The organism is Agrobacterium sp. SORGH_AS_0440 (assembly GCF_031453135.1).
GTDB classification, from domain to species: domain Bacteria; phylum Pseudomonadota; class Alphaproteobacteria; order Rhizobiales; family Rhizobiaceae; genus Agrobacterium; species Agrobacterium pusense.
Map to the genome: position 1 here is coordinate 521,794 of NZ_JAVIYR010000001.1, position 25,709 is coordinate 547,502.

Consider the following 25,709-nt stretch of genomic DNA (forward strand, 5'->3'; position numbering starts at 1 on the left):
CCGGATTGTTCGGGTCCAGCTTCAGCGCGAGGCCGTCCGGATCATCTTGCACAATTGCGTCAAAGCTGCATCGTATCCGCCACCCAGAATATCGATGCAACGCCGGGCGAGCCTGATCTGCTCGGTGCGCGACATGTCGTTATAAGCCTGAATGGCGTTACGCATGGCGCCAGGCGTTACCGGCCCCGATTTGCCGGGATTGTTCGGATTTCCCGGACTGCCCGGGTTTCCAGGATTGCCCGGATTACCGGGATTGCCCGTGGAACCTGAACCGCCAATGCCCAGACCGACATCAACGCCCAGGCCGCTGGATCCGCCGACATTTGCGCCGACATTGGCATTGACGCCGTTGGAGCCGCCAACGGAGGCGTTCACGCCCGCATTGACCCCGCTGGAACCGCCGACGGATGCGTTGACATCCGCATTGACCCCATTGCTGCCACCAACCGAAGCGTTGACATCCGCGCCCAATCCGCCACCGCTTCTGCCACCGACATCCGCACTGGCGTTGACGCCGCCGCTGCCACCAACGGAAGCATCGACCCCGAGCCCACCGCTGCCATTACCACCCACGCTCGCATTAACCCCATTCTCTCCACCTATCCCTATATCCAGCGCGTGGGCGTTGACCGGCAGGATCAGGCAGGCAGACAATAATAAATTGCGAGAAAAAGCCCTCATAATTTCCTCCCTATGAGTTGGCTACTCCCGCCCCGCGTGGAAACTCCACCCGACCATTATAAATTCAATTAGCAATTGCGTACATACTAATTTATTAGAACTATCTAAAATTATCATGAAAACGCAACCGAGGATGTATCATTTCGCGACAGCGTGGGCGGTAAAATCCGTCCACGCTGCCCTCGTCAGTTTCCGAACCGTTCGACAAGCGTTGCGAGATCAACATGGCCCCGGCAGCTTCCATTGCCTTTCGCCGGCTCTCCACGTTCCAGGTCACTCGCATAGACAACAGCGGGATCAGCCTCGAGACGCCTGCGCAACGCGGCTAGCTTTGGCCACCGGCCCGGGTCAGCCACATCGTGAATCTCCAGCCAGCGGGCGACACCGACCAGGATTCCATCCGCGAGGCTCGGCCTGTCGCCGATTGCAAAGGGGGTGACGTCAATCATCTCCTCCAGCAGGTCGTGCCGTCTGATCACGGCGTCCGTTCCATACTGCCGAAGTGCCGATTGCAGGGCCGGGTTCGGCGGCTCCATCTCAAGCGCAACCCACAGCGGAGTGAAAGCGCCGGTGAAGCCGGTGTTGATGAACGCCATAAACTGATGCATCAGCTCGGCCTCCCGTGAATGGAGATCGAAACTGATACGCCGCTCGGTGTCGCGTGTTTCCAGCCATGCGGCGATCGCCATCGTCTCGGTCAGTATCTCGCCCCTGTCCGTGATAAGGACGGGCGTTTCGACGCGTCGATTGATACGCTTATAGGCTGCCTGCCGCATTTCACCGAGCATATCCACCCGGCAAAGCCTGTACGGCTTGCCAAGCCACTCAAGCGCTGCGACAAGCCCCATCGAACTTCCCGCCGGGAAGCCATAAAGTAAAATCGGTTCCATTTTTTATACTCTCAGTTTCGAGGGCGCTGCGCAGCGGGTTGAACTTAGCGCCGGGTGGCGCCAAGTAAATTACGAACCTTTTTGTAACCACGAGGCGCTGATGAAAGACCTTGTATCCCGTTGCCCCATCGAGGAGGCCATGCAGGTCCTGAGCGGGCGCTGGCCGACGCTCCTGATCTACTACCTGAAGGATGGCACAAAACGCTTCAGCGATCTGCGCAGGGACAACCCGACGATCTCGCATAAGATGCTCGCACTGGAATTGCGCAAACTGGAAGACGCCGGCATCGTTCAACGGACAGAGTTTCAGGGTTATCCGTTGCGCGTCGAATACGACCTGACCCCCGCGGGCAACACGCTTGTACCGCTGATCGACTCTCTCGGCCAATGGTGGGAAACGACGAGCGCCATACCGGAAGCCAGCGGCCCGCCCGTCCACGCCCTACCTGGTGCTCAGGCACAGCGAAACGCTTAAAATTCCAAGGAATGGCAGCGATGAGCTGCCATTTGAAAGGCGCGAAGTTACACGCTCAAACGCGCAAATTTCCAGCTTTTGGGGTTGCACGCAGGGTCTCGCCCGTGATAGACGCCGTGACATTACCACCGTTGCCCCAATGGCGGAATTGGTAGACGCGCCGCACTCAAAATGCGGTTCCGAAAGGAGTGCTGGTTCGATCCCGGCTTGGGGTACCATTACCTAAAAATCGCATTGATTTTCTTAGGTTTTCCGGCACTAAGTGTCCAATAAACTCCCACCAGCTATGAAAATCCTTATTCGCTTGCGTTAGGCGCCATTCAGGCGCAGTATTGAGTTGTCAGTAGTCATGTTACGGGCGCTACTGATTAAGGGCGGGTTACCCTAGCCCCAATAGGAGGAGGACAAGATGTCTTCCGATTCCAACTTTTCTGGCATCTCCCCCGAGGAAATGGAGATAATCCAGTCAGTCTTGAAGAATGCTGGCTATAACGCCGCATTGTTGGGTGATGATCAGCGACAATTTAACACGGCCGCATTTCTTGTAATGAGACTGTTTCTTGCGGGCGAGAAATCCGCAGATGCACTCGCAGCCCAACTTAAACGCCGTCTTGGGAGGGCGACTTTGCATCGACCCTCTTATCAGTCGGCGCTTGCCCCCTATGCCATTCGTGGATTACCCCGCGACATGAGGTACGTGCTTCGAATATCCCGGAAGGGGCGTACCCGATCAATTGAAGCGGAGGAGCAGTCTTGGGAAAATGAAGGCGGCGCGATACGTGGCCCCCTCGGTCATCCTCATCACAGTCCAAAGCTGTTCTGACCAAGAAGAGCGGTTGGCAGTTCCCCATCACTCATTGCGCCTGTCCGCGATAGGCGATGCAATAGAACAGAGGATACTAGGGACATGATAGAGAGAACAACAATCAGCGAGATCACTTTCGCGCACGCGTTTGTACTAAGTAGCTTGGTGGCACCTTTAGACGCAGGAACGTATCGTCTCGTCGTAGACGAAGAACTCATTGAAGGTCTGAGTTTTACGGCCTACAGGCGAGTGGCGACCCACCTTGAGATACCTGCAATTTCCGCTCAAACGGTCAAACGGCAGTTCTTGCAAGTGTCCTCGGCGGAGATCGACGATGCGATACGGAGAGACGCCGAATTAGGGAGCACCGCCGTAACGAACTAGGAGGGCCGATAGGGCGCGCGCCAAAGGTGGAAAGACTACCTTCCTTGCGTCCGGCGGATTTCGTCATCGTCCAGATCGGCCCATCTGCCGATTTGATTTCCCAAGGCCGACTGCCACCAATCGGCTGCACCAGTAGGTAACAAGCTCAGCCATGACTCTAGTCTTTCCAAATCGCAGTCGAAGTTTCGACGACACCAGAAACGCCGTTCGGTTTCTAGGGTACGACGGCATACTAGAGGTACGGTTTTTCATTGAGGCTGCTGCACTCGTGCAATCAAGCTCATCGAACATCAGTTCTGAGTGCCTGTTAGCATTCGATGCAGCACGCGGTTCGATTCTCGAAGCGGCAAAAAAGGCTTACGCGCGTGGCTATCAATCTATGTATATGCTGAATGCCAGAGATTTTAAATAAATTGACCTAACGGCGTATCGTTTCGCCCTTTGGTATCGTTCCCTTGTTTCAGGTGCTCAAATATTCCTTGTTATGAAAAGGCCCGCGCGCCGATAAATCCGTCTGGCATCAATTCGGCAATCTATCCGTGCGAAGTTAACAGACGCGGGTTGCCATACTGCTGCTTTCCTCGTCCACGGTCACGGCGTAGGCCGCAACACCGACAGGGCGCGATGCCAAGGCGCTTGCCATTTTTTCAGCGGATGCTTGATTGGACGCTGGACGCATATCGCCCGGAACGATGCCGCCATGTCCCTTTTTGAACTGTACTACAATGATCTTTTCAGCGTCAGACATATCTCTCGGCCTCTCGTTTATTCTATAAATGTTCTCACTTTAGGGGAGAGTCAAGCGTTTGGACACTTCTGGAAAAAATCTAACGTTTGTGTGGAAAGAACGGGTGTCCAACAAAATCACAAGCCGCTGATTTTTCTCAAAATCAGCGGCCCGGCTTGGGGTACCATTACCTACCCATCTCAATTTTCCCTGCTCCAGATGCTTTTTTTCATAGCGGCTTCGATGGGTGGCGTAGAGGCTGGTGTCCTCACGAAAGCTTGCTCATCCGCCTCCGTTTCTTACCAGGCTTTCATTTGCCAGTTGCAGAGGACTGGATTAGACGAATCCCGTAACATTCATTGAGATCGGCGACTTAATTTCGCCATCACGCCCGCCTTTTTGAAAGCCCGTTCGGGATATCTGCTTCTTCGCGAAGTTTGGGGAAATTTACATGGCCAATGCGACATCCGCCGATAACAGCCGCACCCTCGCCGCTCTCGGCGTCACGGCGGGAATGATCTTTACCGTCGGCTCAGCCCTCGGTTTCCAGCATATTGGCGGTTACACGCCCTGCGCGCTGTGCCTGCTGCAACGCGATCCCTATTATTACGCCATTCCGCTTGGCATCTTGGCCATTGCATCCAGCATTTTCAAATTGCCGGTTCAAATAACACGGCTGCTTCTCGCCCTTATCGGCGTGGCCATGCTGATTGGGGCCGGCCTCGGCGTCTATCATGCGGGTGTGGAATGGGGTTTCTGGGCGGGGCCGATTACCTGCGCCACCGGGGCGCCTTCCATCACGACCAATGCCGGCGACCTGTTGGGCAACCTCAACGCCATCAAGGCGCCTTCCTGCAATGATGCGGCACTTCGCGTCCTCGGCCTGTCGTTCGCCGGATGGAATGTCATCGCAAGTCTGGCACTTGCGGCAGTCGCCTTTTTCGGCGCAAGCCGTAAAAGGCGCTAAGCGGAAAACCACGTCGCAGTCCTGAAAGCTCAGGGCTGCAGCTCGGTATCCCAGTAAAGATAGTCCATCCAGCTTTCATGCAGATAATTGGGCGGAAACAGACGCCCATTATTGTGCAGGTCCTGAACCGTCGGCTGGAAAGGCTTCTGCGCCGGGAACATGCCCGCCTGTTTGGGAAGCTTGCTGCCTTTTTTAAGGTTGCAGGGAGAGCACGCCGCCACGACATTGTGCCAGGTGGTTTCACCGCCATGCGCGCGGGGAATCACATGGTCGAAGGTCAATTCGTCGCGTGTCCCGCAATACTGGCATTCAAACTTGTCCCGTAGGAAGACGTTGAAGCGTGTGAAAGCGGGGTTGCGGGTGGGCTGCACATAGGTCTTGAGGCTGACGACGCTCGGCAGCCGCATGGAAAAGCTGGGTGACGACACCGCATGATCATATTCTGCAATGATGTTCACACGGTCTAGAAAGACGGCCTTGATCGCGTCCTGCCAGGACCATAACGACAAGGGATAATAACTCAGCGGCCTATAGTCTGCGTTCAGAACGAGCGCCGGCAGGGCCTGTGGTGAAACTGCAATCGTCAAGGGCTTCTCCTGAGCGATTCGGCATCTGCACTTGTATATTAGGTCCGTTGTTACAGGATTGTGAAGCCTATAAATGCAGCGGAGAAGAGCTTAATTTTTCAGCGGGAAAAAGGCCCTTTTATGTTCCGGTGAGGCAGGCAGAGGCCGATTGATCAGCCGGTCGCACGACGAGACAGCGGCGGGTGATTCCATGCGCGGGAACCGTCAAGTCCTTCTCACGACAGCTGCTGCATCAATGATATGATCAGCGATACGGCGAGATGAAAACGGCGCTGCCGGCGACGACCATTCGCGCGCCCCGGAGGAAACGGAATGACGGCGCATCGGCAGCCAACAGCAGCATTTCGGGCGGCCCTTGCGAGCGGCGCTTGGATCTTTGCCGCTTGCCTGGCGGGTTCGTCACCTGCCCAGCAATATCAGAATTTCGAGATCGCGCCGGATGGCCGCGGTGGTGCGCAGGGAACGATAGGCGGGCGAAATTTCGAAGTGCCCCGCAGTTACGACAGGCCGCCCGCCGGCCGCGTCTCCCCGGACACGCGGCGCGACCGGAGAACCAGCGTACCGCAGCAGACATGTATCGTCGACGCCGAAGGCCGAACACGCTGCAACTGATGGCATTCCCGCGAGAAAAATGGGATTTCACTAAAAAGCAATCTATCGCCTTAAATGGCCTGCAAGCAAGCATCGCTATGTTCCCGGGCATAAGGAAAACAACCCGTCTGGCCGCAAGTCTGGCCATTGCTATCGGCGTGGCGGCAGGCGTGGCGACGACGGCATCGGCCGTTCAGCTCGGCGGCCTCGCGAAAAACCCGGCGGCGGCGCGGCCCGGCCAATTCATGACGACGAGCCGCCCCACGATCGCGCCGATCGCCTTTGCCAAATTCTGCGAAAATGCCGCCGACCAATGCGTGCGCATTGGTGATCGTGACACTATCGAACTGACCAAACAGAAACGCGTGGAGCTTCAGCGCATCAACTCAAAGATCAACACCGCAATAACCTATGTTGGCGAACTGGACGGCGAAGACGAATGGAAGCTGAACCCGACAAGCGGCGATTGCGATGACTATGCGGTGAGCAAGCGGCAGCGCCTGCTGCATGCCGGCTGGCCTTCCGGCGCCCTGCGCATCGCCACCGCCCGCACGCCGAGCGGTGTCGGCCACGCGGTTCTGGTGGTCAGCACCACCCAAGGGGATTTGGTGCTGGACAATCGCACCAATGTCGTCAAACCGTGGAAGTCCGTGGATCTGAAATGGATCAAGCTCCAGTCGCACGAAAACCCGCGTGTCTGTCTGAAACTCTATGGTCTGAAGCAGACATGGTCTTTGCAGGCGAAAAAGAGTATCCTGCCGCTCGCCGATCGAGGCCCCGCCGCGCAAAAACCGCTTCTGGCGAAGCCTTCCGGCAGGGGCCGGGAGCGAGATCCTGACCGGGTACGACCTGTCTCGGGCGGGTGACGCGGCATCAGCTTCCAACGCTCTTGACCTCGTGTAAGGGAAACAGTATCGGCAGCTATGCCCAAGGTGCTCAACTGGATTCGCGGTCGTAAACAACCAGCCCCCCGCGAGGCGCGGAGACGGCGCAGAGTTGAGCTTGGCGACAAGCTGACATCCTTTCCAATCTATGCCATCGGCGATGTGCACGGCAGTCTAGACCTGCTTTTGCAGGCAGAACAAAAAATCCTTTCGGATCTGGCCGGCGCCCCCTCTCCCGCCCTTGTCGTGCTGCTCGGCGATTATGTCGATCGCGGACGCGATTCCTGTGGGGTTCTCGAGCATCTGCTGCGGCCACCGCCTGCGCCACTGCGCCGCATCGCGCTTTGCGGCAATCACGAGCAGCTATTCAGCGACTTTCTCGAAAACCCGCGCGAGAACATGCATTGGCTGGATTTCGGCGGTCGCCAGACGCTTCTGTCCTATGGTGTGGATATTGATTACTTCATTGAAAAGGGCCGCCTGAGGGTTCAACCCTTCAAGGATGCCCTGCTGGGCGCCATTCCCCAAACTCACCGCCAGCTTTTGGCCAATCTGCCGATCTACGCCCGCATCGGGCCCTTTATTTTTGTGCATGCCGGGCTGCGTCCGGGTCTGCCGCTCGAAGCGCAGACTGATGAGGACATGCTGTGGATCAGAGAACCTTTTCTGTCACAGGGCGCGGGACTGGACCTCCTTGTCATCCATGGCCACACGCCGGTGACGGACCCGGAAACCGGGCCGCAACGGGTAGGCATCGATACCGGTGCTTTCACCACCGGCAGGCTGACGGTCCTGAAGATCGTGGAATCGGGTCTTTCGATTATCGGGTAACCCTGTCGCTTCCGTCACCGCCATACAACATGTCGTTTGAATATCCGTTCATTGTTTTGACAAGAGAAATTTCACTTTATTCCTGAAGAAAATTGCCTTTAGATACTCAAAGGACTGCTGCATATTTCCGGGAAAAACCGGCCAAATTCAGACATTAAAGACGCCCCGTCAGACCTGCCGATACAAACAGGAACACTTTCCCTGATCCCCGATGAAGCTCCGCCAGCGTTTCCCACAAGCCTCGGAGCCGGTCACGAAATGTCGACAATTTCAATCTCCCTGTCAGCCAACCCGACAAAGTCTCCGACCGCTCTTCCCATCAAGGCCCGAGCCACCGGAGAAACATAGGACATCGATCCCCTGGCGGGATTGGCCTCATCCTCGCCAACGATCCGCAACCGCTGCGTGCGGCCATCGTCGCGGCGGAAGGTTACCAGATTGCCGAATGCCACAACGGCATTTGTGGGCGGATCTGGCATCACCTGAGCCGTGCGGACTCGCTCCGCAAAATAACGCATGTCTCGCAATGGGCCGGCAGAAGCGCGCCGCCTTTCATTTACATCCTCGATCGCGCCAGCGGCTTCACAGGCTTCACGGGCCAATTGTAACTGCCCTTCCAGAGCTTTCAGCCCTGTCTTGGTCACCAGATTGGGATGAGGTGAAATCACCCGATCCGGCAGAACCGTTTCGGCTGCGGTCTCCGCACTGTCTTCCTTGGTAAAGGCTACACTCAATCCTACAACTCCATTGCGACGGGATGCTGACAACAACCGCTAACCCGGAGCGATTTTGCCACTACCGGCAGCAACGCAGCAAGAGCACAAATCCAAGAAACGATCTTTCGATCTCAATCGAACAGGAACGAGCCAACTCTCTGCGTAATATCTCCCGTCCGTCCGGAACGGAACATACCCCTCATTTCTGGCCCTAACAGGAAGCTTTTCGCGCTGTTAGGCTGTTGTTCAGGAGGAGGGAGGAAGCGACGCGAACGGACAGGAGAAGGCTTATGGCCAGAACAGTTGTGAATGCGCTTGGAGACACACTCTACTATAGCGGCAGTTCCACCGGATTTTTCTCCGCCACGGGCTCCGGCCCGCTGCTTGCCGGTACGGCCGCCAATGATTCCATGTGGGGCGACAGTTCCGTCAATGTGACAATGGCGGGCGGCACCGGGGACGATATTTATTATCTTTATTCCAGCATCAATCGCGCCGTCGAAAATGCCGGAGAGGGTATCGATACGATCGACACCTGGATGAGCTATACACTTCCCGAAAATTTCGAAAACTTGCGGGTCACCGGCGATGGCCGTTATGCCTTCGGCAATTCGCTCGACAATATCATCACCGGCGGATCTGGCAGCCAGACGATTGACGGCGGTGCCGGCAATGATGTGCTGATTGGCGGCGGCGGTGCGGATACGTTCGTATTCACGAGCGGCAATGGCACCGATCTCATCATGGATTTCAGCGCCAATGACACGATCCGCCTCAATGGCTACGGCATTACCTCCTTCGATCAGCTTGCAAGCAATGCCACGCAGCAGGGCAATGATCTGTGGCTGAATTTCTCGAATGGCGAAGCCGTCGTTTTGGCCGGAACGACCATAGAGGATATCCAGCCCGATCAGTTCGAGCTCAGCCTCGACCGGTCATCCCTGACACAAACCTTTGCAGACGAGTTTGATACGCTGTCACTGCGCAACGGTGATCAGGGAACCTGGGATGCCAAATATTGGTGGGCACCGGAGAAGGGCAGTTCCCTGACGACGAATGGCGAGGCGCAGTGGTATATCAACCCGGCATATACCGGGACGTCGGAGGTAGACCCGTTCAGCGTCAGAAACGGCGTCCTGACCATAACGGCTGCCGAGACCCCGCAATCGATCGCCGACGAGGTCGAGGGATATGATTACACCTCCGGGATGCTGAACACCTATTCCTCCTTCAGCCAGACCTATGGATATTTTGAAGTTCGCGCCGATATGCCGACCGATCGCGGTGCCTGGCCGGCCTTCTGGCTTCTGCCGGAAGACGGGTCGTGGCCGCCGGAACTGGACGTGATCGAAATGCGCGGCCAAAATCCCAATACGCTCATCATGTCCACACATTCGAATGCGACCGGCGAACAGACTTCTGTCATCAACAATGTCAGCGTGCCGAGCACGGAGGGGTTTCACACATACGGCGTGTTGTGGGATGCCGAACACATCACTTGGTATTTCGATGATGTCGCCGTTGCGCAAACGGATACGCCTTACGATATGCATGATCCGATGTACATGGTCGTCAATCTTGCCGTCGGCGGCATGGCGGGAACACCCTCGGCAGGTGATTTCAGCGACGGTTCGCAAATGATGATCGACTACATCAGGGCCTATTCGCTCTCCGACTGGGCAGGTTGAACAGAAATGCCGGCAGCCGCGTCCGCAACTGCCGGCGTCTCCGGCGTCGGCCGATCGCGGCCGCGCCCAATTCGGTTCCCTTACTCTGCTGCGAGCAGTGTCCGTTCGGCATTAAGCGTCATCAGACGCCGCGCCGTTTCGAGGCTTGCGGGCTGCTCGGCCCGATAGCGACGGCCGATTTCCATCATCAGAACGGTGTCAGGCAGGAAGGTCAGTTCGGAGAAGATGCTCTCCCATTCGATGTCGCCCCAGCCGAGCGGCATATGCAGATCGCCGATGCCGAGCGCTGTGTTTTCCTGCGGAAAATAGGGCTGGTAGAAACCCTGCGGCCGGCCGAAGGAATCGTGGACATGGAGATGACCGGCGACCGGCGCCATGGCACGAAGCTGTTCACGGAAGTCCAGGCCACGATAAGTGGATTCGAGATATGCATGGCTGAAGTCGATCAGCGCCACGACATTGTCGTGGCCGACAGCCTTAACGGTCGCTGCCACCTCAGCCGGTGTCTGGCGGTATTGGCCGGGTTCGGTGGTGAAGATATTTTCGAGCGCAATCCGCACACCATAGGGCCGGCAGAATTCCGCGAGTTCGAAAAGCGCGTCGCGTTCACGATTATCGGCCTCTGCCCGCTCGGCGATCTGGTCAGCGCGCAGCGCGCCGCCATGCTGGACAAGAATACCCGCACCGATGCGGTCACAGAGAACGGCAAGCGCCTTCGCGGCATCGATCTGGTAGCGGCAGGTCACCGGATCCATGAAGTTGGATGAAACCAGGCCGTGCACCGTGTAACGGAAATCAAACTGCCTTGCGAGCGACACGAGACGGTCCGCGCGCTCCTCGATGATACGGCCGCCGGCAATCACGTCGAGGCTGGTGGCGGCGATTTCGACGGTGTCGCAGCCAATATCGGCAAGGGCACGCAAATCGTTTTCAAGCGTGGCGAACTCGCCATCGTCCGAGCCGGCGTTAAAACCGGTACCAATAAGATTGCTCACTTCGTCATCTCCAGAGCTAAGAAAGTCATGCGAATTCGCGCGACCGCGCAGCGCGTCATGCCGCATCGAAAGATCAGGCCGGCGAGCACAGACATGGTCTGTCTCGGCCGAAGCGACGTGATAAGAAAAGTCCGTGCCCGCCGGCGAGGCCAATGGTTGGACCGTGGTGATGCGTCTCCATCGAGACCGATCACTCAATTAAGTTTGTTCATTTACAGCTTTATGACATTCCGCTGAGCGAAGTCCGCAAATCGACGTGGCGGAAGCGGTGCTACAGGGCTGCGGAGGAGCCGGACTGGATGTCCACTCAGTTTCGGGGGTGCGACACTCTCCAAGTTCCGATGCCCGAATTAGTGGCGGACGATATCGGCTGTTGAAGCCCGTTTGGGCAGGAGGAGTCAACCGAGATTACGCACCATGAAATAGATCAGCAGACAATGTCCAATCGCAAGCACTGCCCATGCCCATTTCGCGACCCTGATATCGGCGTCGACGACCATATTGCTGATTTCCGCCCGGCGTCCCGCTTCTTCTGCCTCGCGCACTTCCGGCGGGCGCGGCGGGAACGCCAGCCCGGCTTCCGCCTCTTCCACGACATGAAGCCTGTCTTTATGAGCTTGCGGACGTGGTTCCCCCTCGGCGCGCTCCGTCGAAAACGCACGGCTGTCGGAAGCGCTATTCACCGCCAGAAGCTGCGATGACACCCGCCTGTTACGCACGTTACCTTGATTGGGCATCATAATTTTCCACACAATAAAAATAAAAATATGCACCGGTATTCGCCGACCAAGCCTGAGCTCTGCCAGGTGAATCTACCGAACCCCCTCTGCCCGCGCGCCGCGTTCTCCCCTGAACGCGAAGCACCCCGCAATCAGCGCGCCGCGCCCGCGGGAAAATTCCGCCCGCCCGGGTGAGGTTTCGCCTCCCGCTGGATCAGGAAAACTGATTTCTCCACCGGCAGCGGCTCCACCGTCCGGTAACGCTGAAAACGTCTGGAATATTCGAACCGGATGAGCTTGTCGTCGAATTTACCCGCCAGAACGCGATAGCCGTTGACCACCTCGTTCAGGATTTCCAGTTCCTCTCCCCACAGCCAGCCGCCATAGAAAGTGCCTTCGTTCGAACGCAGCACGATCTCGAAGAAGTGTCCGCCCGCCACGGCAGGCATGCGGAAGAGAATGTCGAGATTGTCCTCATCCTGATCATCGCATTTTTCCGCCGACAGCCTTGCATGCGCGACCTTCGCGTGAACCAGCGCCGAGACCGGATAAAACGGGCGGCCCTTGAACCACATGAATTCACTAACCGCGTATCCGACGTCATCGGCGCGCTGGTAAGGCTCAATACGCGGCTCGAATGCCATGTAGCTTCCGTTGAACGCTATCACTTTCGATGATCCCCGATACCTGTCGCCTGCCGGTTCCGCCCGTCATTCACGCTTCTGTTTGCGACAATAGGCAGGCGGCGTCACACCAGCGTCAAATCGAATGCTATGATGACTTTCAATTTCCCGGGCACGTTGTTAGATGGTGATTCAAGGGGGACGAAAGTGGCTGGGAACGATGAACTGATAGCGATCCGGCTTTTTGGCACCCCGCGCTGTGAAGCGGTGCGGGAGGCATTTTTTCCGTCCAAGGGTTTTGCCCTCACGGCCGCCCTGATCCTTGCTCCCAACCAGTCCCTGTCGCGCCAGCACCTCGCATCGCTGCTGTGGGAAGATGTCGAGCAAAAAAGGGCGCTGGGCAATTTGCGGCAGCTCATTCTGCGCCTTCAGAAACTCTTCGGCGACGACGAGGCCATTCTGCTGACGGAAGGGAATGATCTGAAGGCCGGAAAGCTGGCGCAGCGCACCGACCTCGCGCTTTTTCTCGCCGATGCGAGAGCCGAAGACCCGATGCGGCGGCTGAAGGCCCTTCTGGAGTTCGGCGGCGACCTTCTGGAGGGACTGGATGCCGGCCAGGACCATCTCTACCTCTGGCTGCTTTCAGAGCGTCGCCGTCTCAAGGACCTGTTTTTTTCGAGCTACACGCAGCTTCTGGAGGAGCTGACCCGCTTCGGTCGCGCCAGCTCGAATGATATCGCCAGACTTTCCGAGCGCGCGTGCAATATCGAGCCGGAGCGCGAAGAAACCTATCGTGCCACCATGGCCTCCTATGCGCGGATCGGCAATATCAGCGGTTGCGAGAGCATGTACCAGCTGTTGCTGGAACAGCTCCGCCAGGAGGGACGCACGCCGGAAGCCGAAACCGTCGCGCTGAGGCGGCGAATACAAAGCCTCACCGCGACAATCGCGACCCCCGCCGAGCCGGAGGAAAGCAGTCGCCGGCAATCGCTGGCAAAACCGCGCGTGGCTTTCGGCCGGCCGGCGCGGGTGGACGGGCTATCCGTTTCACCGGTGATGCAGGCCTTTGTCGAAGACGTCGCAAACAGCCTTGTGCGGTATCGGACCTTCACCGTCCTTTCACCGCACAGTACCTTCGCGCTCTCGCATGACCGGGCGGATGACGGATATGCGATGTTGCGGGCCGATTATCGCATCACGTCGACAGTTTTTGACGATGCCCGCATGTCCGTGGCGCTGATCGAGGAAACGACCGGTGAAATCGTCTGGTCGCTGGAGGCGGTGCTGACCGAAAGGCACATCCACGCTGCCTTCCGGCTGCTGTCCAAACAGGTGGCTGCTGCGCTTGCGCGGGAGATCGAGCGGCTTCAGGTGGAACCCGACCGCAACCACAGTGGCGAGGCTTACCGGCAATTGCTGGAGGGCCAGCAGCTTCTGCGCGGCAAATGCGACCTGCCGCTCCTGCGCAGGGCCCGCTCGATGTTCCGCAAGGCTGTCGATCTCGATCACGGAATGGCGGTCGCCCGCGCCCGCGTTGCGCAAAGTCTGCAACTGGAGTGGCTGATGCTGGGCGGTAATGACCCTCACCTGCTGCACCGCGCCAAGGCCGAGGCTGACGCCTCTGTGGAGATTGATCCGGCCCTCGGCGTCGGCCACTGGATGTGCGCGGTGGTGGCGCTTTATCAGCGGGATTTCGACATGTCCGCCGAGAAATTCTTCGAGGCGGAAGCGCTCGCCCCAAACTCAGCCGACCTGCTTCTCCAGCATGCCGATGCGCTCGCCCATTTCGGTGAGGCGGAAGTCGCGTGGGAAAAATTTCAGCAGGCCATCGACCTCAACCCGCTCGCCCCCGATATTTACTGGTGGGCTGGCGCCAGCATCGCATTCAAGCGAGAAGATTATGGGGCCGCGGTGGAACTCTGCGGTCGCATGGAAGACGATGAGCCCGCGCTGCGTGTTCTGACCGCAAGTCACGCGCTCCACGGTGATCTGGCCGCCGCCCGGGAAGCCGGCAGCAGACTTCAGGAAAACTATCCGGGCATGACGGCAAGGGAGATCAGCAGCCTGTCTCCGGACCGCGACCCGGTAGCAAACGAGAAATTTTATCAAGCGCTTCGTTTAGCCGGGATCAAATAGGAGAGAATATGTCGTCGCATTTCTTTATCGTCGGGAAAAAGGGTTTTGGCGTTCTGTTCATTCGCACCACGCCGCTCAGGGTTGCTTCGGTATCGCACGAAACGATCACCGCCTATGAGGCGAGCCACCCCGGCGTGGATGGTTACGCCCGCGTGGCTGCAGCAGCCAAGGCCATGCTTGTCCGCCAGGACGGCCAACCTGAAGCCGAGCTGGACCAGGTCCAGATTCAAGCTTGTCTCAGGCGGCGCCGTCGTGTCCGAAGCCGATTTCGCCTTTATCGGTGAAGTGGTCGATGCCGGCTGGGATTTCAACCGCATGGTGCTGACGCCGATCGAAGCGGCACTGAAGGCAGTCGGGCCCGCGGGTTCGATCACCGGCGAATTGTTCGACGCGATCCTTGCCGACGACCCGAACGCCGCGCCCTGACGGCGATTGTGAAGCCTTGACCGCTCAAGGTCCTTCCATGTCAGCGACGACGGCCAAAGGTGATGCAGACGCTTCCATCTTCGATCCCGAGCTGCTCCGGCGGTTCGGGATTACCCGTGTCGGCGACGTGACCGGCCTCGATATTGTCGGCATACCCGTTTGGTTTGCGGTTCGCCCCAATTCGCGCGGTTTATCGGTATCACAGGGCAAAGGACTGGTTCCGGCGCAGGCGAGGCTCTCTGCCGTGATGGAAGCGATCGAAGGCGCGGTTGCCGAGGATACCCGCAGACACACGGCCGCTTTCGGCTCAATCCAGGATATGCGCGACAGGGGTTTTCCCTCAATCCCCTTCGAGAGCGTTGGCAGGGTCGATATGGACATGCTCGACCCCCAGCGTGAACGCGCGTGGGTGAAGGGAACATCGGTTCGTCGGCAGCAGGAGATCTACGCTCCCTTTGAGCTGATCGGCATGGATTTTCGAGCGGATTTCCCCTGGGACCGGCAAGCCTTCCTCATGAGTTCGCAGGGCCTCGCAGCCGGTTTCAATCATGACCACGCCGTCCTCCATGCCCTGCAGGAATTGATCGAAAACGACGCCTGCTTTCTCGTGGACGCTTTCGAAACCCGCGCCGTCAGCCCCAGACCGATCCTGTTCCCAACGGGCGTTGAAACATCATTCGACAGGCTTGTCCGGCATCTTTCGGACATCGGCCTGTCGCCCTCGTTCTTTGATATGACAAATGCACTCGGCGTGCCGGTGGTGATGGCAAGCCTGCCGCGGTCGCTTCATGCGCAGGATGGGCCGGCGACCCGCAGCGCTGCCGGCGCAGCCTGCCGTCCCGACGTTTACGACGCCGCGCTTGCTGCGCTACTGGAGGCGGTCCAGTCGCGGTTGACGGATATTAGTGGTGCCCGCGACGATCTCTCCCCGCTTCGTTATCGGCGTGACGGGGTTGCTTCCAAGTCCGTGGCCCCTGGGGCAAATCAGGCAGAACAGGCGCCAGGCAGTCTCGACTTATCGCGTTTCGAAACCTCTTTGCCGCCATGGCGCCAGCTTGCGGAACACCTTTTTGCGCGTGGCATCGACGATGTCCATGTTTTTACGCTGGAAACGGGCCTTTCCGGGCTGCACGTCGTGCGCGTCCTGGCAAGCGGGCTGGCCCCGCTCAGCCGCGGAATGCAACGCATATCGCAACGAACGCTCGAGGGTTTTCTGAAGGCCGGGGGGACGACATGAGACCGGCGGTTTTTGCGGGCCCATCCATCCACGGCATTGCCGGCCAGTTCGCCGGCCTCGATCTTCGCGGCCCGGCGGCATGCGGCGATATTCTCGATGCGGTCGGTCTAGGCATCAAGGTCATTGGGCTGATCGATGGGCTTTATGGCGATTGCGCCGCCGTCTGGCACAAGGAAATCCTTTACGCGCTTTCAGCAGGCGTCACCGTTTTCGGTGCCGCCAGCATGGGCGCGCTGCGCGCGGCGGAATGCGCCGCCTTTGGCATGATCGGCATTGGTCACGTCTTCGAAGACTATCGGGATGGACGGCGTTTTTCCGATGCCGATGTGGCCGTGAACCACGCCCCAAGGGAACTCGGTTACAGCCCGCTCACTGTCGCGCTGGTTGATGCCGAAGCAACGCTCGCGGCGTGCGGCACCTCCTTTGGGCCCGCAGAGCGGAACGCCCTGTTGCATGCCGCCCGCGCTCTGCATTTCACCCGCAGAACCTGGCGCTCCGTCACCACGGAGGCCGGTCTCGAAGCCGAGGCGGCAAATCTTCTCGCCGCTCATGCTGTTTCCGTCAAACGGAACGACGCCGCCCTGCTTCTGGCCATGCTGAACGGCGGCGCGTTACCGACCCCACCACCGCCAGACTGGAAATTCCAGAATACTCTCTTCTTCCAGCAATTGGCGTCCGAACGGACCGCGGGAGGTCCACGCGGTGACCACTGATCGGCCTTCGCCTCTGATAGCCGATTGCGGCGGCCTCATTGAGACGATCGCGCTCTCGCTGCCCGCCGCCTGGTTTGCCGACGCCGGGATGGGCTTTACCGTTTCACCTCTTGTTCCCATCGGTAACCTGCTTTTGACCCTGCCGCGAAATGTCGCGGTTCTTCTGCTGGTTGATCGTCCGTGCCTTGCAGCCGCGCGGAGTTGGCTCGATCGTCTCGCTGTCACGTGCCAGGTAGACTTGGTGACGCTTGATGAACCCGGCACCGTTCCGCACCCGTGGATACAGGATATGTTCCATGTCCAGCTGCGCGCAGACGCCCTGACACCGGAATTGGTCTCAAGCGGGGAGAGCGCTATAAGCCAGGCGCTTGCAGCCCGTTTAGGCTTCGCGACCGCAATCTCCGATGTCATCTTGCCCGGCGGCAACCAACTTGTCGGCCCGGATTATCGGCTGGTCGGCCACGCCAGCCTGCAGGGCGGCGCAGAAAGCGCGCGAAGCGCGCCGGCCACCCTTTCACGTCGTTGGCTGCGGATCGAGGCTCTTGACGCACGGGCCGTCTTCAGCTTCGGCTATAGGCCGGAAGACCTCGGCGAAACAGTCCAACCCGACCTTTCGCAGACGGGGTCCGGACCGGCAATGGCCGCCAGGAACATCCACCAGTGCGGTTTCCACGTTGATCAGTTCGTTTCGATAACCGGACTTCGGCGCGACGGGCGGCCGCTTCTGCTCGTCGCCGATCCGGAAGCCGGTGACATGCGCTACCCCCGTGCCGCCGAGGAGCTGAAACGGAAGCTGGACGCTTCTGCTCTTTCACTCGCGCGCCAGGGTTTCGCCATCCTGCGAAATCCCGTGCCGGTTTTGCCTACCATCGACACCAACAAATGCCTGCCGAGGCTTTACAACAACGTCCTCCTTGAAAACGTGACGCGCAACGGCGAGACCCAGCCGTTGGTCTGGGTTCCGCATTTCGGCGATCTGGAACTGCTCACGAACTTCGATGCGGAAAATCGGCGCATATGGGAAAGCCTCGGCTTTCGTGCGATCGGCGTTTTGGGATTCAGTCATCTTGCAAGCCGCAACGGGGCGTTGCGCTGCGCTACAAAGGTTATAATGCGGGGCCTCTGACAATCGATTCCAGATGGAAAAACCCTGTTCTTTTGGCAATAAAGGTTCATAATACCCGTGGAAATTGTGTTGAATGTATACCTTCGACAATATTAATTGACGATCATCGAATTTAGCCCTCACAGCCGGAGGAATTTGTAATGCAAGCGAAACTACCCAGCCCGATCGATGTGCATGTGGGCGCGCAAATCAGAATGCGCCGCAAGTCGCTCGGCATGAGCCAGAGCGCGCTGGCCGGGCGATTGGGCATCACCTTTCAGCAGGTGCAGAAATACGAAAAAGGCGCCAATCGCGTCGGCGCATCACGCCTGCAGGCCATAGCATCCATCCTCGGTGTAGAGGTCAGCTCGCTATTCGCCAATGCCACGCCCGACGGCGGAGAAGCCAATCCGGCCCTCGGCTCGATCAACGCCATGCAGACATTTGTCGCCTCCAACGAAGGTTTTTCGCTCAACCAGGCCTTTTCGCGCATCAGGAGCGCCGCCGTGCGCAAGAGCATTGTTGCCCTCGTCACATCATTGGCAGCTTCCGAAGCCATTGAAAATGCTGGCACCGCGGAAACCAAGAACGACGATTGACGCAGGTGTGACGCTCGATGTGGTCGAAAATGAACAACGCGGTATCACGCGTTCTCATACTGTCGACTGTCGAGAGGGAATCATGGTCACGCCTACCACAGCAGTACTTGAACAGGACGATGCAGACGAGATTCTGGCGCTTGGGCGAATGGTTTCCTACCTATGCCAGCGGTCGAAATCTCTGGAACTCGGCATGTCGACCTATTTCCTGGAAATGGCCTTGTTGTCGCTCGCCCAGGACATCAATCAGCACGGCCTGCCGCTGACAGCCGCGGAGGCGAATGGGGGTGGTTTCGCTCCGGCCGACCTGCATTGAACAGGCGGCCGGCGTGATCTGCAGGATTGAGCGCCTCCATCTCGATCTCCGGTCATGAGGCGTCGGTCCGCTTTTTTCCTGCCGCTCCGGCGCGGCCGGTCCGTCGGCAGCGCTTCCGGTTTTCTGCAAATCCAATGACAAAGGCCCGGCTTACCACCGGGCCTTTGTCATCAACAAGCGCTGCGAAAGGAAGTCCGAAGCCGCTTCGGATTTGCGCGTCTTCGGACGGAATATTCGACAGTCAGGATACGACCGCGCCGGGGCCTGCCACGGCACCCGCAGGCACCTTGCCCAGAATGATCATCCCGAGCACTTCGTCCTTGGTCACATCCTGGGTGCGGGCATGGCCCACCACCTTGCCGTTTTTCATCACGAACACACGATCGGCGAGATCGAAAACGTCGTGAATATCGTGGCTGATGAGAAAGATGCCGATGCCCTGCCGTTTCAGCTCCTTGACGAGATCGCCGACCTGCGCGGTCTCCTGCGGACCGAGCGCCGCCGTCGGTTCGTCCATGATAAGGATGCGGGCGTCAAAGAGAATGGCACGGGCAATGGCAACGGACTGCCGCTGGCCGCCGGACAGCGCCTTTACCGGCTCCTTGAACCGCCGAAAATTCGGATTGAGACGTCCCATGACCTCACGCGCGGAGGCTTCCATGGCGACATCGTCCAGCGTGCCCCATTTCGTCTTCAGCTCGCGGCCGAGATAAAGATTGGCTGCCGCATCGACATTGTCGGCCACGGCAAGCGTCTGGTAGATGGTCTCGATGCCATATTTCTTGGCGTCACGGGGATTGCGGATATCCGCCTCTTCGCCATTGATGAGGATATCGCCGCTATCGCGCCGATAGGCGCCTGAGAGTATCTTGATCAGGGTCGATTTGCCCGCACCGTTATGGCCGAGAAGGGCGACAACCTCGCCGGGGAAAAGATCGACAGAGGCGTTTTCCACCGCGTGGATGCCCCCGAAGGAAATGGAAATATTGCGCATTTCCACGAGGGGCGTGACTTGGTCCGTCATAGGAGTTCTCCTCGGTTCTTACTTGGCGCGGGCGCGGTAGATGGTGTCGAGCCAGACGGCGACGACCAGAACCACACCGACGACGATGCGCTGGAAGGGCGTATCGATGCCCACCAGCACCATGCCGGATTGCAGCGACTGCATGACGAGCGCGCCGAGCATCGCACCCGCTATGGTTCCGACGCCGCCGGCAAGCGAGGTGCCGCCGATGACGGCTGCCGCGATGGTGTAGAGCTCATCGAGCTCACCCTGGGCATTGGTAGCGGCATTGAGGCGAGCGGTTGAAATCGCCGCGGCGATGGCGCACAGAACCCCCATCAGCGTGAAGATCTTCACCGTGACCCAGCGGGTCTTGATGCCGGCAAGTTCGGCAGCTTCAGGGTTACCGCCGATGGCGAAGACATACCGTCCGAAACGAAGCCGTGTGGCGATAAAGGTCATGACCGCACCGACGGCGAGCGCCATCAAAACGGGAATGGCGATGCCGTGCGGAATGAACAGGCCGCCATCCGGCCAGGCGATGCCGTTGGCATCAGCATAGTTGCGGGCAATGTTGACCGGCCATGGGTAGCTGTTGACGACGGCCACGAAACCGATGACGACAAGGCATCCGAGCGCAGCCAGAAAATACTCCGCCCAGACGGGCCGTAGCGGAAAGCCGAAACGTCGGCGCTGATGGCGTGAATTCAGGATTGCCGCCACAATGGCGACGCAGGCGACGGCCGCGGCTATCCAGCTCCATGTCGCACCGATCGAGCCGCTGGTGCCGCCCCCCATCAGGCGGAAGGTAGAATCCATCGGCGCCACCGTGCGGCCGCTGGTGATGAACCACGTGCCGCCGCGCCAGACGAGCAGGCCACCGAGCGTGACGATGAAGGAGGGTACGTTGAGGAAGGCGATGATGGAGCCCTGCAACATGCCGATCGCGCCGCCGACGAGAATGCCGACCGCAAGCGTGACAATCCATGTGGCCCAATGTTCGAAGCCAAGGATCTGCGGCAGGATTTCCGCCTGCATGACACCCATGATCATACCCGAAAAACCGAGGATGGAACCCACCGAGAGATCGATGTTGCGGGTGACGATGACGAGGACCATGCCGGTTGCCATAACGGCCACGGACGCGGTCTGCACGGAAAGGTTCCAGAGATTTCGCGGCGTCAGGAACAGGCCGCCGGACAGGATATGAAATCCGATCCAGATCAGAAGAAGTGCGCCGACCATCCCGAGCAGGCGGGTATCGAGTTCCGTGGCGCTGATGAAGCGCGCAATCGAGCCGGTCTTTTCCGTCTTGGCGGACGCTGTGGAATTGGATTGGGTCATATCGGCCATGAACTGCCGGTGCTCCTCACATCTTAAAGGGCGCCGCGCCATGAACCATGGCGCGGCGCCCGAACCGGGACATATTCGATCAGTCGCAGGCCTTGACGGACCCGGCCTTCACGCCCTGGCAGGCGGTTTCCTTCTTGATCCAGCCCGCATCGATAACGACGTTCAGATTGTCCTTGGTGATGGCGATCGGCTTGAGGAACACCGACTGCATCGTCACCTTCTTCGGACCTCCGTCAAAAGCGGTGACGCCCTTGATCTCCGTCATCTTCTTGCCACCGGCCAGTTCCAGCGCGATGCCGGCTGCTTCCTTGCCGAGTTCGCGGCTGTCCTTCCAGACTGAGACGGTCTGTGTGCCGAGCGCGACGCGGTTCAGCGCGGCGAAATCGGCATCCTGCCCGGAAACCGGGACCGACCCCGCCAAGCCCTGCGCGGCGAGGGCGGCGATTGCGCCACCGGCCGTGCCGTCATTCGAGGCGACGACCGCATCGACCTTGTTGTTGTTCTTGGTCAGGAACTGTTCCATGTTCTTCTGGGCATTTTCCGGCTTCCAGCCATCGGTATAGGCTTCGCCGACATTCTTGATCTTGCCGCCGTCAATGGCCGCCTTCAGCACTTCCTGCTGGCCCGCAAAGAGGAAATCCGCGTTCGGATCGGAAGATGAGCCCTTGATGAAAACATAATTGCCTTCCGGCTTCACCTTGAAGACTTCGGCTGCCTGCAGACGACCGACTTCCTTGTTGTCGAAGGTGATGTAGAAGGCGTTCTTGTTTTCGATCAGGCGGTCATAACCGACAACCGGAATACCCTCGGCAACTGCCTTTTCAACAGCCGGGCCGATGGCGTCGCTGTCCTGCGCCAGGATGATCAGCGCGTTGGCGCCCTGGGAAATCAACGATTCCACATCAGTCAGCTGCTTGGCTGCGGATGACTGCGCATCGGCGGAGATATACTTTGCGCCTGCCTTGTCGAGGGCTGCCTTGATGGCCGCCTCATCGGTCTTCCAGCGCTCTTCCTGGAAATTCGACCAGGATACGCCGACGACGAGGTCAGCCGCAATAGCGGCCGTATGCAGGGAAACGAGTACGGCTGTACCCGCCAGAAGCTTGGCAAATGAATTCATGATGTCCTCCCGGTAAGAGCGCTGCCCCACACCTCCATGCGGGGAAAACGCCTGAAAAAGCTGCCGGTCGCTGTGGTTTCACAATTTTCTCGACAGTCGAGAAAATTAATGTCAGAGATTCCCCATGCTGTCAACAACGGCTGCGGGCAGCATCCGGGTGCCTTGATCTTGTCCAGCACATGCGCCATGGACAGGTCTAGCACGACAGGAAAAAGGCCGTTCAGGGAGCATGCCCCAGCCCATGTCCGCCATTGCAAGCACGGAACTGGTGCGCCAGAAAAACAGCCTGTCGGTGATGGCAGCACTGCGCCTGCACGGCAGTCTCTCCCATACGGACATGTCGACTTTCACCGGGCTTGCTTCAGCAACCGTTTCCGCCATCACCACCGAGCTTGAGCGGGCGGGCCTCATATTACGGAAAGAACAGCTCGCAACCGCCGGTCGGGGCCGGCCGCGCATTCTCTTCGGGCCACGCGGGGCTTTCTGTCACGTCGCCATCATCATCATTTCTTCAGATAGCGTGCAATATTCGCTGGTCGATTATGCCGGCAAGCTGGTGGACCGCTTCACCGAACAGAGGATCGCCGCTGAAAAAGGAACGTTCGGCGGCGCGATCCTTGGCGGCCTTGCACGGCTTGCCGACCGCTCACGCATCGACAGTCATGATATTCTCCAGGTCTCGATCAGCAGCAAGGGGCTGGTTGATGCGGGCGCGGCAACTCTTCTCTGGTCTCCGGTTCTCGGCGACGAAAAGATAGATTTCCAGCAGCTTGTTTCGCAAGACGGGCGCACCCGCGTGACGTTGAACAACGAGACGCTGCTGGCCGCAAAAGCCATCTGGATGGGAGAGCATGCGAAGGGCAATCCCGCGCCGGATGCCCTTGTTACCCTGTCGCTCGGCCACAGTATTGGCCTTGGCGTCGCGCGTGCAACGGGCGGCACGATCGAGGTCAGCGCCCCCAACTTCGGACATATGCTGCATCTGGCCGACGGCGCCTTGTGCCGCTGCGGCACCAAGGGCTGCATCGAGGCTTACTCCGGCTTCTACGCCATCCTGCGCTCGGCTTTCGAGGCCCCACCGCAGGCCGAACCTGCGAAGTTCGTGCCGATAGCCGAGGTGGACAAGATCGCCGCTTCAGCCCGCGCGGGGGGACGCATGGCGCGGTTTGCGTTCCGCACCGCTGGGCTGGCGCTCGGCAACGGCCTTTCACGCCTCTTCAGCCTGCATGGTCATATGCCGGTTTTCATCACCGGCCCCGGCACACGTTATTTCGACCTCCTGGAAAGCGGCCTGCGCGACGGGCTGGCGCAATCGCAAGCAGTGCGTTTCGGCGGCATGCCGGAAATTGCAATAGCACCGAACGAACCGGAACTGGTGTTCGAAGGGCATATGGAACACGCTCTTTCCGCCGCCGATGACTATATATTGAGTGCAGAAAGCTTTCCGAAACCGGCGAGGAACTCCACAGCCTGACACTAGCGGAAGACGTTCAGGCTCGCTCCACCGCAGCTTCCGCATCTTTCCTTCCACCCGTCAGCTTGGATACGAAGTCATCCAGCTCGGCGGCCTCGGCCTTGTTCAGGCGAAGGCCCTGTTTCGTGCGTCGCCAGAGAATGTCCTCGGCCGTGCAGGCCCATTCCTGCTCAACCAGCCAGCGCACCTCGCATTCATAGAGCGTGCCGCCGAAATGCCGGCCGAGCCCGGCGGCATCGGTAACGCTGCCCAACAATTCCGCAGCCTTCGTACCGTAGTTTCTGACTAGCCGCTCGGCATGGTGTCTATCGAGGAAAGGATATCGGGAGACAAGCGCCCGCACCTGCGTCTCATATCTCCCCGCGCCGAAATCTCCGCCCGGCAAGTGTGAGCCCGCCGTCCATGGCTTGCCCTTTTCGCCGATCGCCGCGCCGATCTTTTCCAGCGCATGTTCCGCCAGCCGTCGATAGGTGGTGAGCTTGCCGCCGAAAATATTGAGGAGTGGAGCTTGCCCGTTGCCCTCCTCAACCTTCAGCACGTAATCGCGTGTGGCTTCCTGCGCTTTCGAAGCACCATCATCAAAGAGCGGCCGCACGCCGGAATAGGTCCAGACGATGTCTTCCGGCCGAACCGGCTCGCTGAAATAGTCGCTGGCGGCGTTGCAGAGATAGGAAATCTCTTCCTCGGAAATGCGAACCTTGGCCGGATCGCCCTTGTAGTCGCGATCCGTGGTGCCGATCAGGGTGAAATCCCGCTCATAGGGAATGGCGAAGATGATGCGGTTGTCAGGGTTCTGGAAGAAATAGGCGCGCGGATCGGAAAACTTCCGGCGCACGATAACATGGCTGCCCTGCACGAGCCGGACATTGTGGACGTCGTTGCGCCCGAAGACGCCGGAAAGCACCGTATCCACCCAGGGACCAGCGGCGTTCACCAGCATACGTGCCTTGTGCACGCCCGCACGGCCGGTTTTTTCGTCCAGAGTTTCGATGAGCCAGAGCCCACCTTCGCGTCGTGCGGAAACGACCCGCGTGCGGTTCATGATCATCGCGCCGCGATTAGCGGCATCGCGCGCATTGAGAACCACGAAACGGGCATCATCCACCCAACCGTCGGAATATTCGAACGCCCTGGCAAAAGCCGGCTTCAGAGGCTTTCCAGCCGGGTCCTTCCGCAGATCGAGCGTTCGGGTGGATGGCAAAAGTTTCCGGCCGCCGAGATTGTCATAAAGAAACAGGCCAAGCCGGACCATCCAGGCCGGGCGCACCCCGCCCTTCTGAATGGGCAGGACGAAACGCATGGGCCAGATGACATGCGGTGCCATGGCCCAGAGAATTTCCCGCTCCATCAGCGCTTCGCGCACCAGACGAAACTCGTAATGTTCGAGATACCGCAGGCCGCCATGGATGAGCTTTGTGGCGGCGGAAGACGTGCCGGAAGCGAAATCGCCTTTTTCCGCAAGCGCCACGGAATAACCCCTGCCCACCGCATCACGGGCAATGCCGCAGCCATTGATGCCGCCGCCGATGACAAAAAGATCAAAAATGTTTTCGCTGGACATGAAGCCTCCGCGACAATGCAAGGGAGAAACCCTTTATGGAAAGACAATTACATAAAAACGAAAACAAAACGAATGTCAAAAGAAAACAAACGAACCACGAAAG

26 protein-coding genes, 1 tRNA gene and 3 pseudogenes are annotated in these 25,709 nt (G+C 58.9%); 18 read left to right on the forward strand and 12 right to left on the reverse strand.

Features of this window, described 5'->3' with window-relative positions; translation table 11 throughout:
* Positions 1-21: 21 nt before the first annotated feature.
* Positions 22-681 (reverse strand): polysaccharide biosynthesis GNAT family N-acetyltransferase UppQ, encoded by a 660-nt coding sequence (uppQ, locus tag QE453_RS02405; protein ID WP_003585617.1) that lies wholly within the window; start codon positions 679-681, stop codon positions 22-24.
* A 185-nt stretch (positions 682-866) separates the two neighbouring features.
* Entirely contained in the window at positions 867-1,571 is a 705-nt protein-coding gene (locus QE453_RS02410) for a glutathione S-transferase family protein (RefSeq protein ID WP_309776307.1), read from the reverse strand.
* Positions 1,572-1,671: 100 nt separating this feature from the next.
* Between QE453_RS02410 and QE453_RS02415 the strand changes: the two genes are divergently transcribed.
* From QE453_RS02415 to QE453_RS02435, 5 genes are all read left to right on the forward strand, one after another.
* Positions 1,672-2,046, forward strand: coding sequence for a helix-turn-helix domain-containing protein (locus QE453_RS02415; protein WP_003585614.1), 375 nt, complete (start codon positions 1,672-1,674; stop codon positions 2,044-2,046).
* A 133-nt stretch (positions 2,047-2,179) separates the two neighbouring features.
* A tRNA-Leu gene (locus tag QE453_RS02420) sits at positions 2,180-2,264 on the forward strand.
* A 191-nt stretch (positions 2,265-2,455) separates the two neighbouring features.
* A complete protein-coding gene (locus QE453_RS02425; protein ID WP_111814381.1) occupies positions 2,456-2,869 on the forward strand; it encodes a hypothetical protein in 414 nt (137 codons plus the stop codon).
* 84 nt (positions 2,870-2,953) lie between these two features.
* Complete coding sequence (locus QE453_RS02430) at positions 2,954-3,235, forward strand: hypothetical protein (RefSeq protein ID WP_309776308.1); 282 nt, start codon at positions 2,954-2,956, stop codon at positions 3,233-3,235.
* Positions 3,236-3,386: 151 nt separating this feature from the next.
* Positions 3,387-3,647, forward strand: a complete 261-nt coding sequence (locus tag QE453_RS02435) for a DUF1488 domain-containing protein (RefSeq protein ID WP_309776309.1) — start codon at positions 3,387-3,389, stop codon at positions 3,645-3,647.
* 121 nt (positions 3,648-3,768) lie between these two features.
* Here QE453_RS02435 and QE453_RS02440 read toward each other — a convergent pair.
* Positions 3,769-3,983: pseudogene (locus QE453_RS02440) on the reverse strand (hypothetical protein).
* Between the two features lie 430 nt (positions 3,984-4,413).
* On the opposite strand from QE453_RS02440, the gene QE453_RS02445 reads away from it, so the two are divergent.
* Positions 4,414-4,929, forward strand: coding sequence for a disulfide bond formation protein B (locus QE453_RS02445; protein ID WP_309776310.1), 516 nt, complete (start codon positions 4,414-4,416; stop codon positions 4,927-4,929).
* Between the two features lie 29 nt (positions 4,930-4,958).
* Here the strand turns inward: QE453_RS02445 and QE453_RS02450 are convergent, their stop codons facing one another.
* The gene (locus QE453_RS02450; protein ID WP_003585610.1) at positions 4,959-5,516 is read right to left on the reverse strand and encodes an HNH endonuclease; all 558 of its coding nucleotides are present in this window, start codon (positions 5,514-5,516) and stop codon (positions 4,959-4,961) included.
* A 312-nt stretch (positions 5,517-5,828) separates the two neighbouring features.
* Here QE453_RS02450 and QE453_RS02455 point away from each other — a divergent pair, with 312 nt between their 5' ends.
* The 3 genes and pseudogenes from QE453_RS02455 to QE453_RS02465 all read left to right on the forward strand — a co-directional run bounded on the left by QE453_RS02455 (position 5,829) and on the right by QE453_RS02465 (position 7,822).
* On the forward strand, positions 5,829-6,128 hold the full coding sequence (locus tag QE453_RS02455; RefSeq protein WP_309776311.1) for a hypothetical protein: 300 nt from the start codon (positions 5,829-5,831) through the stop codon (positions 6,126-6,128).
* 77 nt (positions 6,129-6,205) lie between these two features.
* Positions 6,206-6,817: pseudogene (locus QE453_RS02460) on the forward strand (transglutaminase-like cysteine peptidase); the annotation flags it as partial.
* Between the two features lie 213 nt (positions 6,818-7,030).
* Positions 7,031-7,822 carry a metallophosphoesterase family protein gene (locus QE453_RS02465; RefSeq protein ID WP_309776312.1) on the forward strand — a complete coding sequence of 264 codons (792 nt, stop codon included), beginning with the start codon at positions 7,031-7,033 and terminating at the stop codon, positions 7,820-7,822.
* A 251-nt stretch (positions 7,823-8,073) separates the two neighbouring features.
* On the opposite strand, the gene greA is transcribed toward QE453_RS02465, so the two are convergent.
* Positions 8,074-8,556 carry a transcription elongation factor GreA gene (greA, locus tag QE453_RS02470; protein WP_004445578.1) on the reverse strand — a complete coding sequence of 161 codons (483 nt, stop codon included), beginning with the start codon at positions 8,554-8,556 and terminating at the stop codon, positions 8,074-8,076.
* A gap of 272 nt (positions 8,557-8,828) precedes the next feature.
* Here greA and QE453_RS02475 point away from each other — a divergent pair, with 272 nt between their 5' ends.
* Entirely contained in the window at positions 8,829-10,226 is a 1,398-nt protein-coding gene (locus QE453_RS02475; RefSeq protein ID WP_309776313.1) for a family 16 glycosylhydrolase, read from the forward strand.
* 80 nt (positions 10,227-10,306) lie between these two features.
* On the opposite strand, the gene QE453_RS02480 is transcribed toward QE453_RS02475, so the two are convergent.
* The 3 genes from QE453_RS02480 to QE453_RS02490 form a co-directional block, all read right to left on the reverse strand.
* Entirely contained in the window at positions 10,307-11,221 is a 915-nt protein-coding gene (locus QE453_RS02480) for a TIM barrel protein (RefSeq protein ID WP_309776314.1), read from the reverse strand.
* Between the two features lie 398 nt (positions 11,222-11,619).
* Positions 11,620-11,958 (reverse strand): hypothetical protein, encoded by a 339-nt coding sequence (locus tag QE453_RS02485; RefSeq protein WP_125271183.1) that lies wholly within the window; start codon positions 11,956-11,958, stop codon positions 11,620-11,622.
* Positions 11,959-12,092: 134 nt separating this feature from the next.
* A complete protein-coding gene (locus QE453_RS02490) occupies positions 12,093-12,584 on the reverse strand; it encodes a hypothetical protein (protein WP_309776315.1) in 492 nt (163 codons plus the stop codon).
* Positions 12,585-12,716: 132 nt separating this feature from the next.
* Here QE453_RS02490 and QE453_RS02495 point away from each other — a divergent pair, with 132 nt between their 5' ends.
* The 7 genes and pseudogenes from QE453_RS02495 to QE453_RS02525 all read left to right on the forward strand — a co-directional run bounded on the left by QE453_RS02495 (position 12,717) and on the right by QE453_RS02525 (position 19,095).
* Complete coding sequence (locus QE453_RS02495; protein WP_309776316.1) at positions 12,717-14,699, forward strand: BTAD domain-containing putative transcriptional regulator; 1,983 nt, start codon at positions 12,717-12,719, stop codon at positions 14,697-14,699.
* Between the two features lie 8 nt (positions 14,700-14,707).
* Positions 14,708-15,125, forward strand: a pseudogene (locus tag QE453_RS02500) (hypothetical protein).
* 37 nt (positions 15,126-15,162) lie between these two features.
* Positions 15,163-16,362: a YcaO-like family protein gene (locus tag QE453_RS02505; protein WP_309776317.1), complete on the forward strand. Its 1,200-nt coding sequence runs from the start codon at positions 15,163-15,165 to the stop codon at positions 16,360-16,362.
* The gene (locus QE453_RS02510; protein WP_309776318.1) at positions 16,359-17,075 is read left to right on the forward strand and encodes a TfuA-like protein; all 717 of its coding nucleotides are present in this window, start codon (positions 16,359-16,361) and stop codon (positions 17,073-17,075) included. The genes QE453_RS02505 and QE453_RS02510 overlap by 4 nt, the downstream gene beginning before the upstream one ends.
* On the forward strand, positions 17,065-18,201 hold the full coding sequence (locus QE453_RS02515; protein ID WP_309776319.1) for a hypothetical protein: 1,137 nt from the start codon (positions 17,065-17,067) through the stop codon (positions 18,199-18,201). The genes QE453_RS02510 and QE453_RS02515 overlap by 11 nt, the downstream gene beginning before the upstream one ends.
* A 140-nt stretch (positions 18,202-18,341) precedes the next feature.
* Complete coding sequence (locus QE453_RS02520) at positions 18,342-18,779, forward strand: helix-turn-helix domain-containing protein (protein WP_006697702.1); 438 nt, start codon at positions 18,342-18,344, stop codon at positions 18,777-18,779.
* 82 nt (positions 18,780-18,861) lie between these two features.
* Positions 18,862-19,095, forward strand: coding sequence for a hypothetical protein (locus tag QE453_RS02525; RefSeq protein ID WP_004445594.1), 234 nt, complete (start codon positions 18,862-18,864; stop codon positions 19,093-19,095).
* A 241-nt stretch (positions 19,096-19,336) separates the two neighbouring features.
* Here QE453_RS02525 and QE453_RS02530 read toward each other — a convergent pair whose 3' ends face one another.
* From QE453_RS02530 to xylF, 3 genes are all read right to left on the reverse strand, one after another.
* A complete protein-coding gene (locus QE453_RS02530) occupies positions 19,337-20,119 on the reverse strand; it encodes an ATP-binding cassette domain-containing protein (RefSeq protein WP_004445595.1) in 783 nt (260 codons plus the stop codon).
* Positions 20,120-20,137: 18 nt separating this feature from the next.
* On the reverse strand, positions 20,138-21,451 hold the full coding sequence (locus QE453_RS02535; RefSeq protein ID WP_004445596.1) for a sugar ABC transporter permease: 1,314 nt from the start codon (positions 21,449-21,451) through the stop codon (positions 20,138-20,140).
* Positions 21,452-21,530: 79 nt separating this feature from the next.
* Positions 21,531-22,571, reverse strand: a complete 1,041-nt coding sequence (xylF, locus tag QE453_RS02540; RefSeq protein WP_004445598.1) for a D-xylose ABC transporter substrate-binding protein — start codon at positions 22,569-22,571, stop codon at positions 21,531-21,533.
* A 241-nt stretch (positions 22,572-22,812) separates the two neighbouring features.
* Between xylF and QE453_RS02545 the strand changes: the two genes are divergently transcribed.
* Positions 22,813-24,045 carry an ROK family transcriptional regulator gene (locus QE453_RS02545; RefSeq protein ID WP_168246998.1) on the forward strand — a complete coding sequence of 411 codons (1,233 nt, stop codon included), beginning with the start codon at positions 22,813-22,815 and terminating at the stop codon, positions 24,043-24,045.
* Positions 24,046-24,061: 16 nt separating this feature from the next.
* On the opposite strand, the gene QE453_RS02550 is transcribed toward QE453_RS02545, so the two are convergent.
* Positions 24,062-25,606 (reverse strand): glycerol-3-phosphate dehydrogenase, encoded by a 1,545-nt coding sequence (locus tag QE453_RS02550; RefSeq protein WP_309776320.1) that lies wholly within the window; start codon positions 25,604-25,606, stop codon positions 24,062-24,064.
* Positions 25,607-25,709 lie beyond the last annotated feature (103 nt).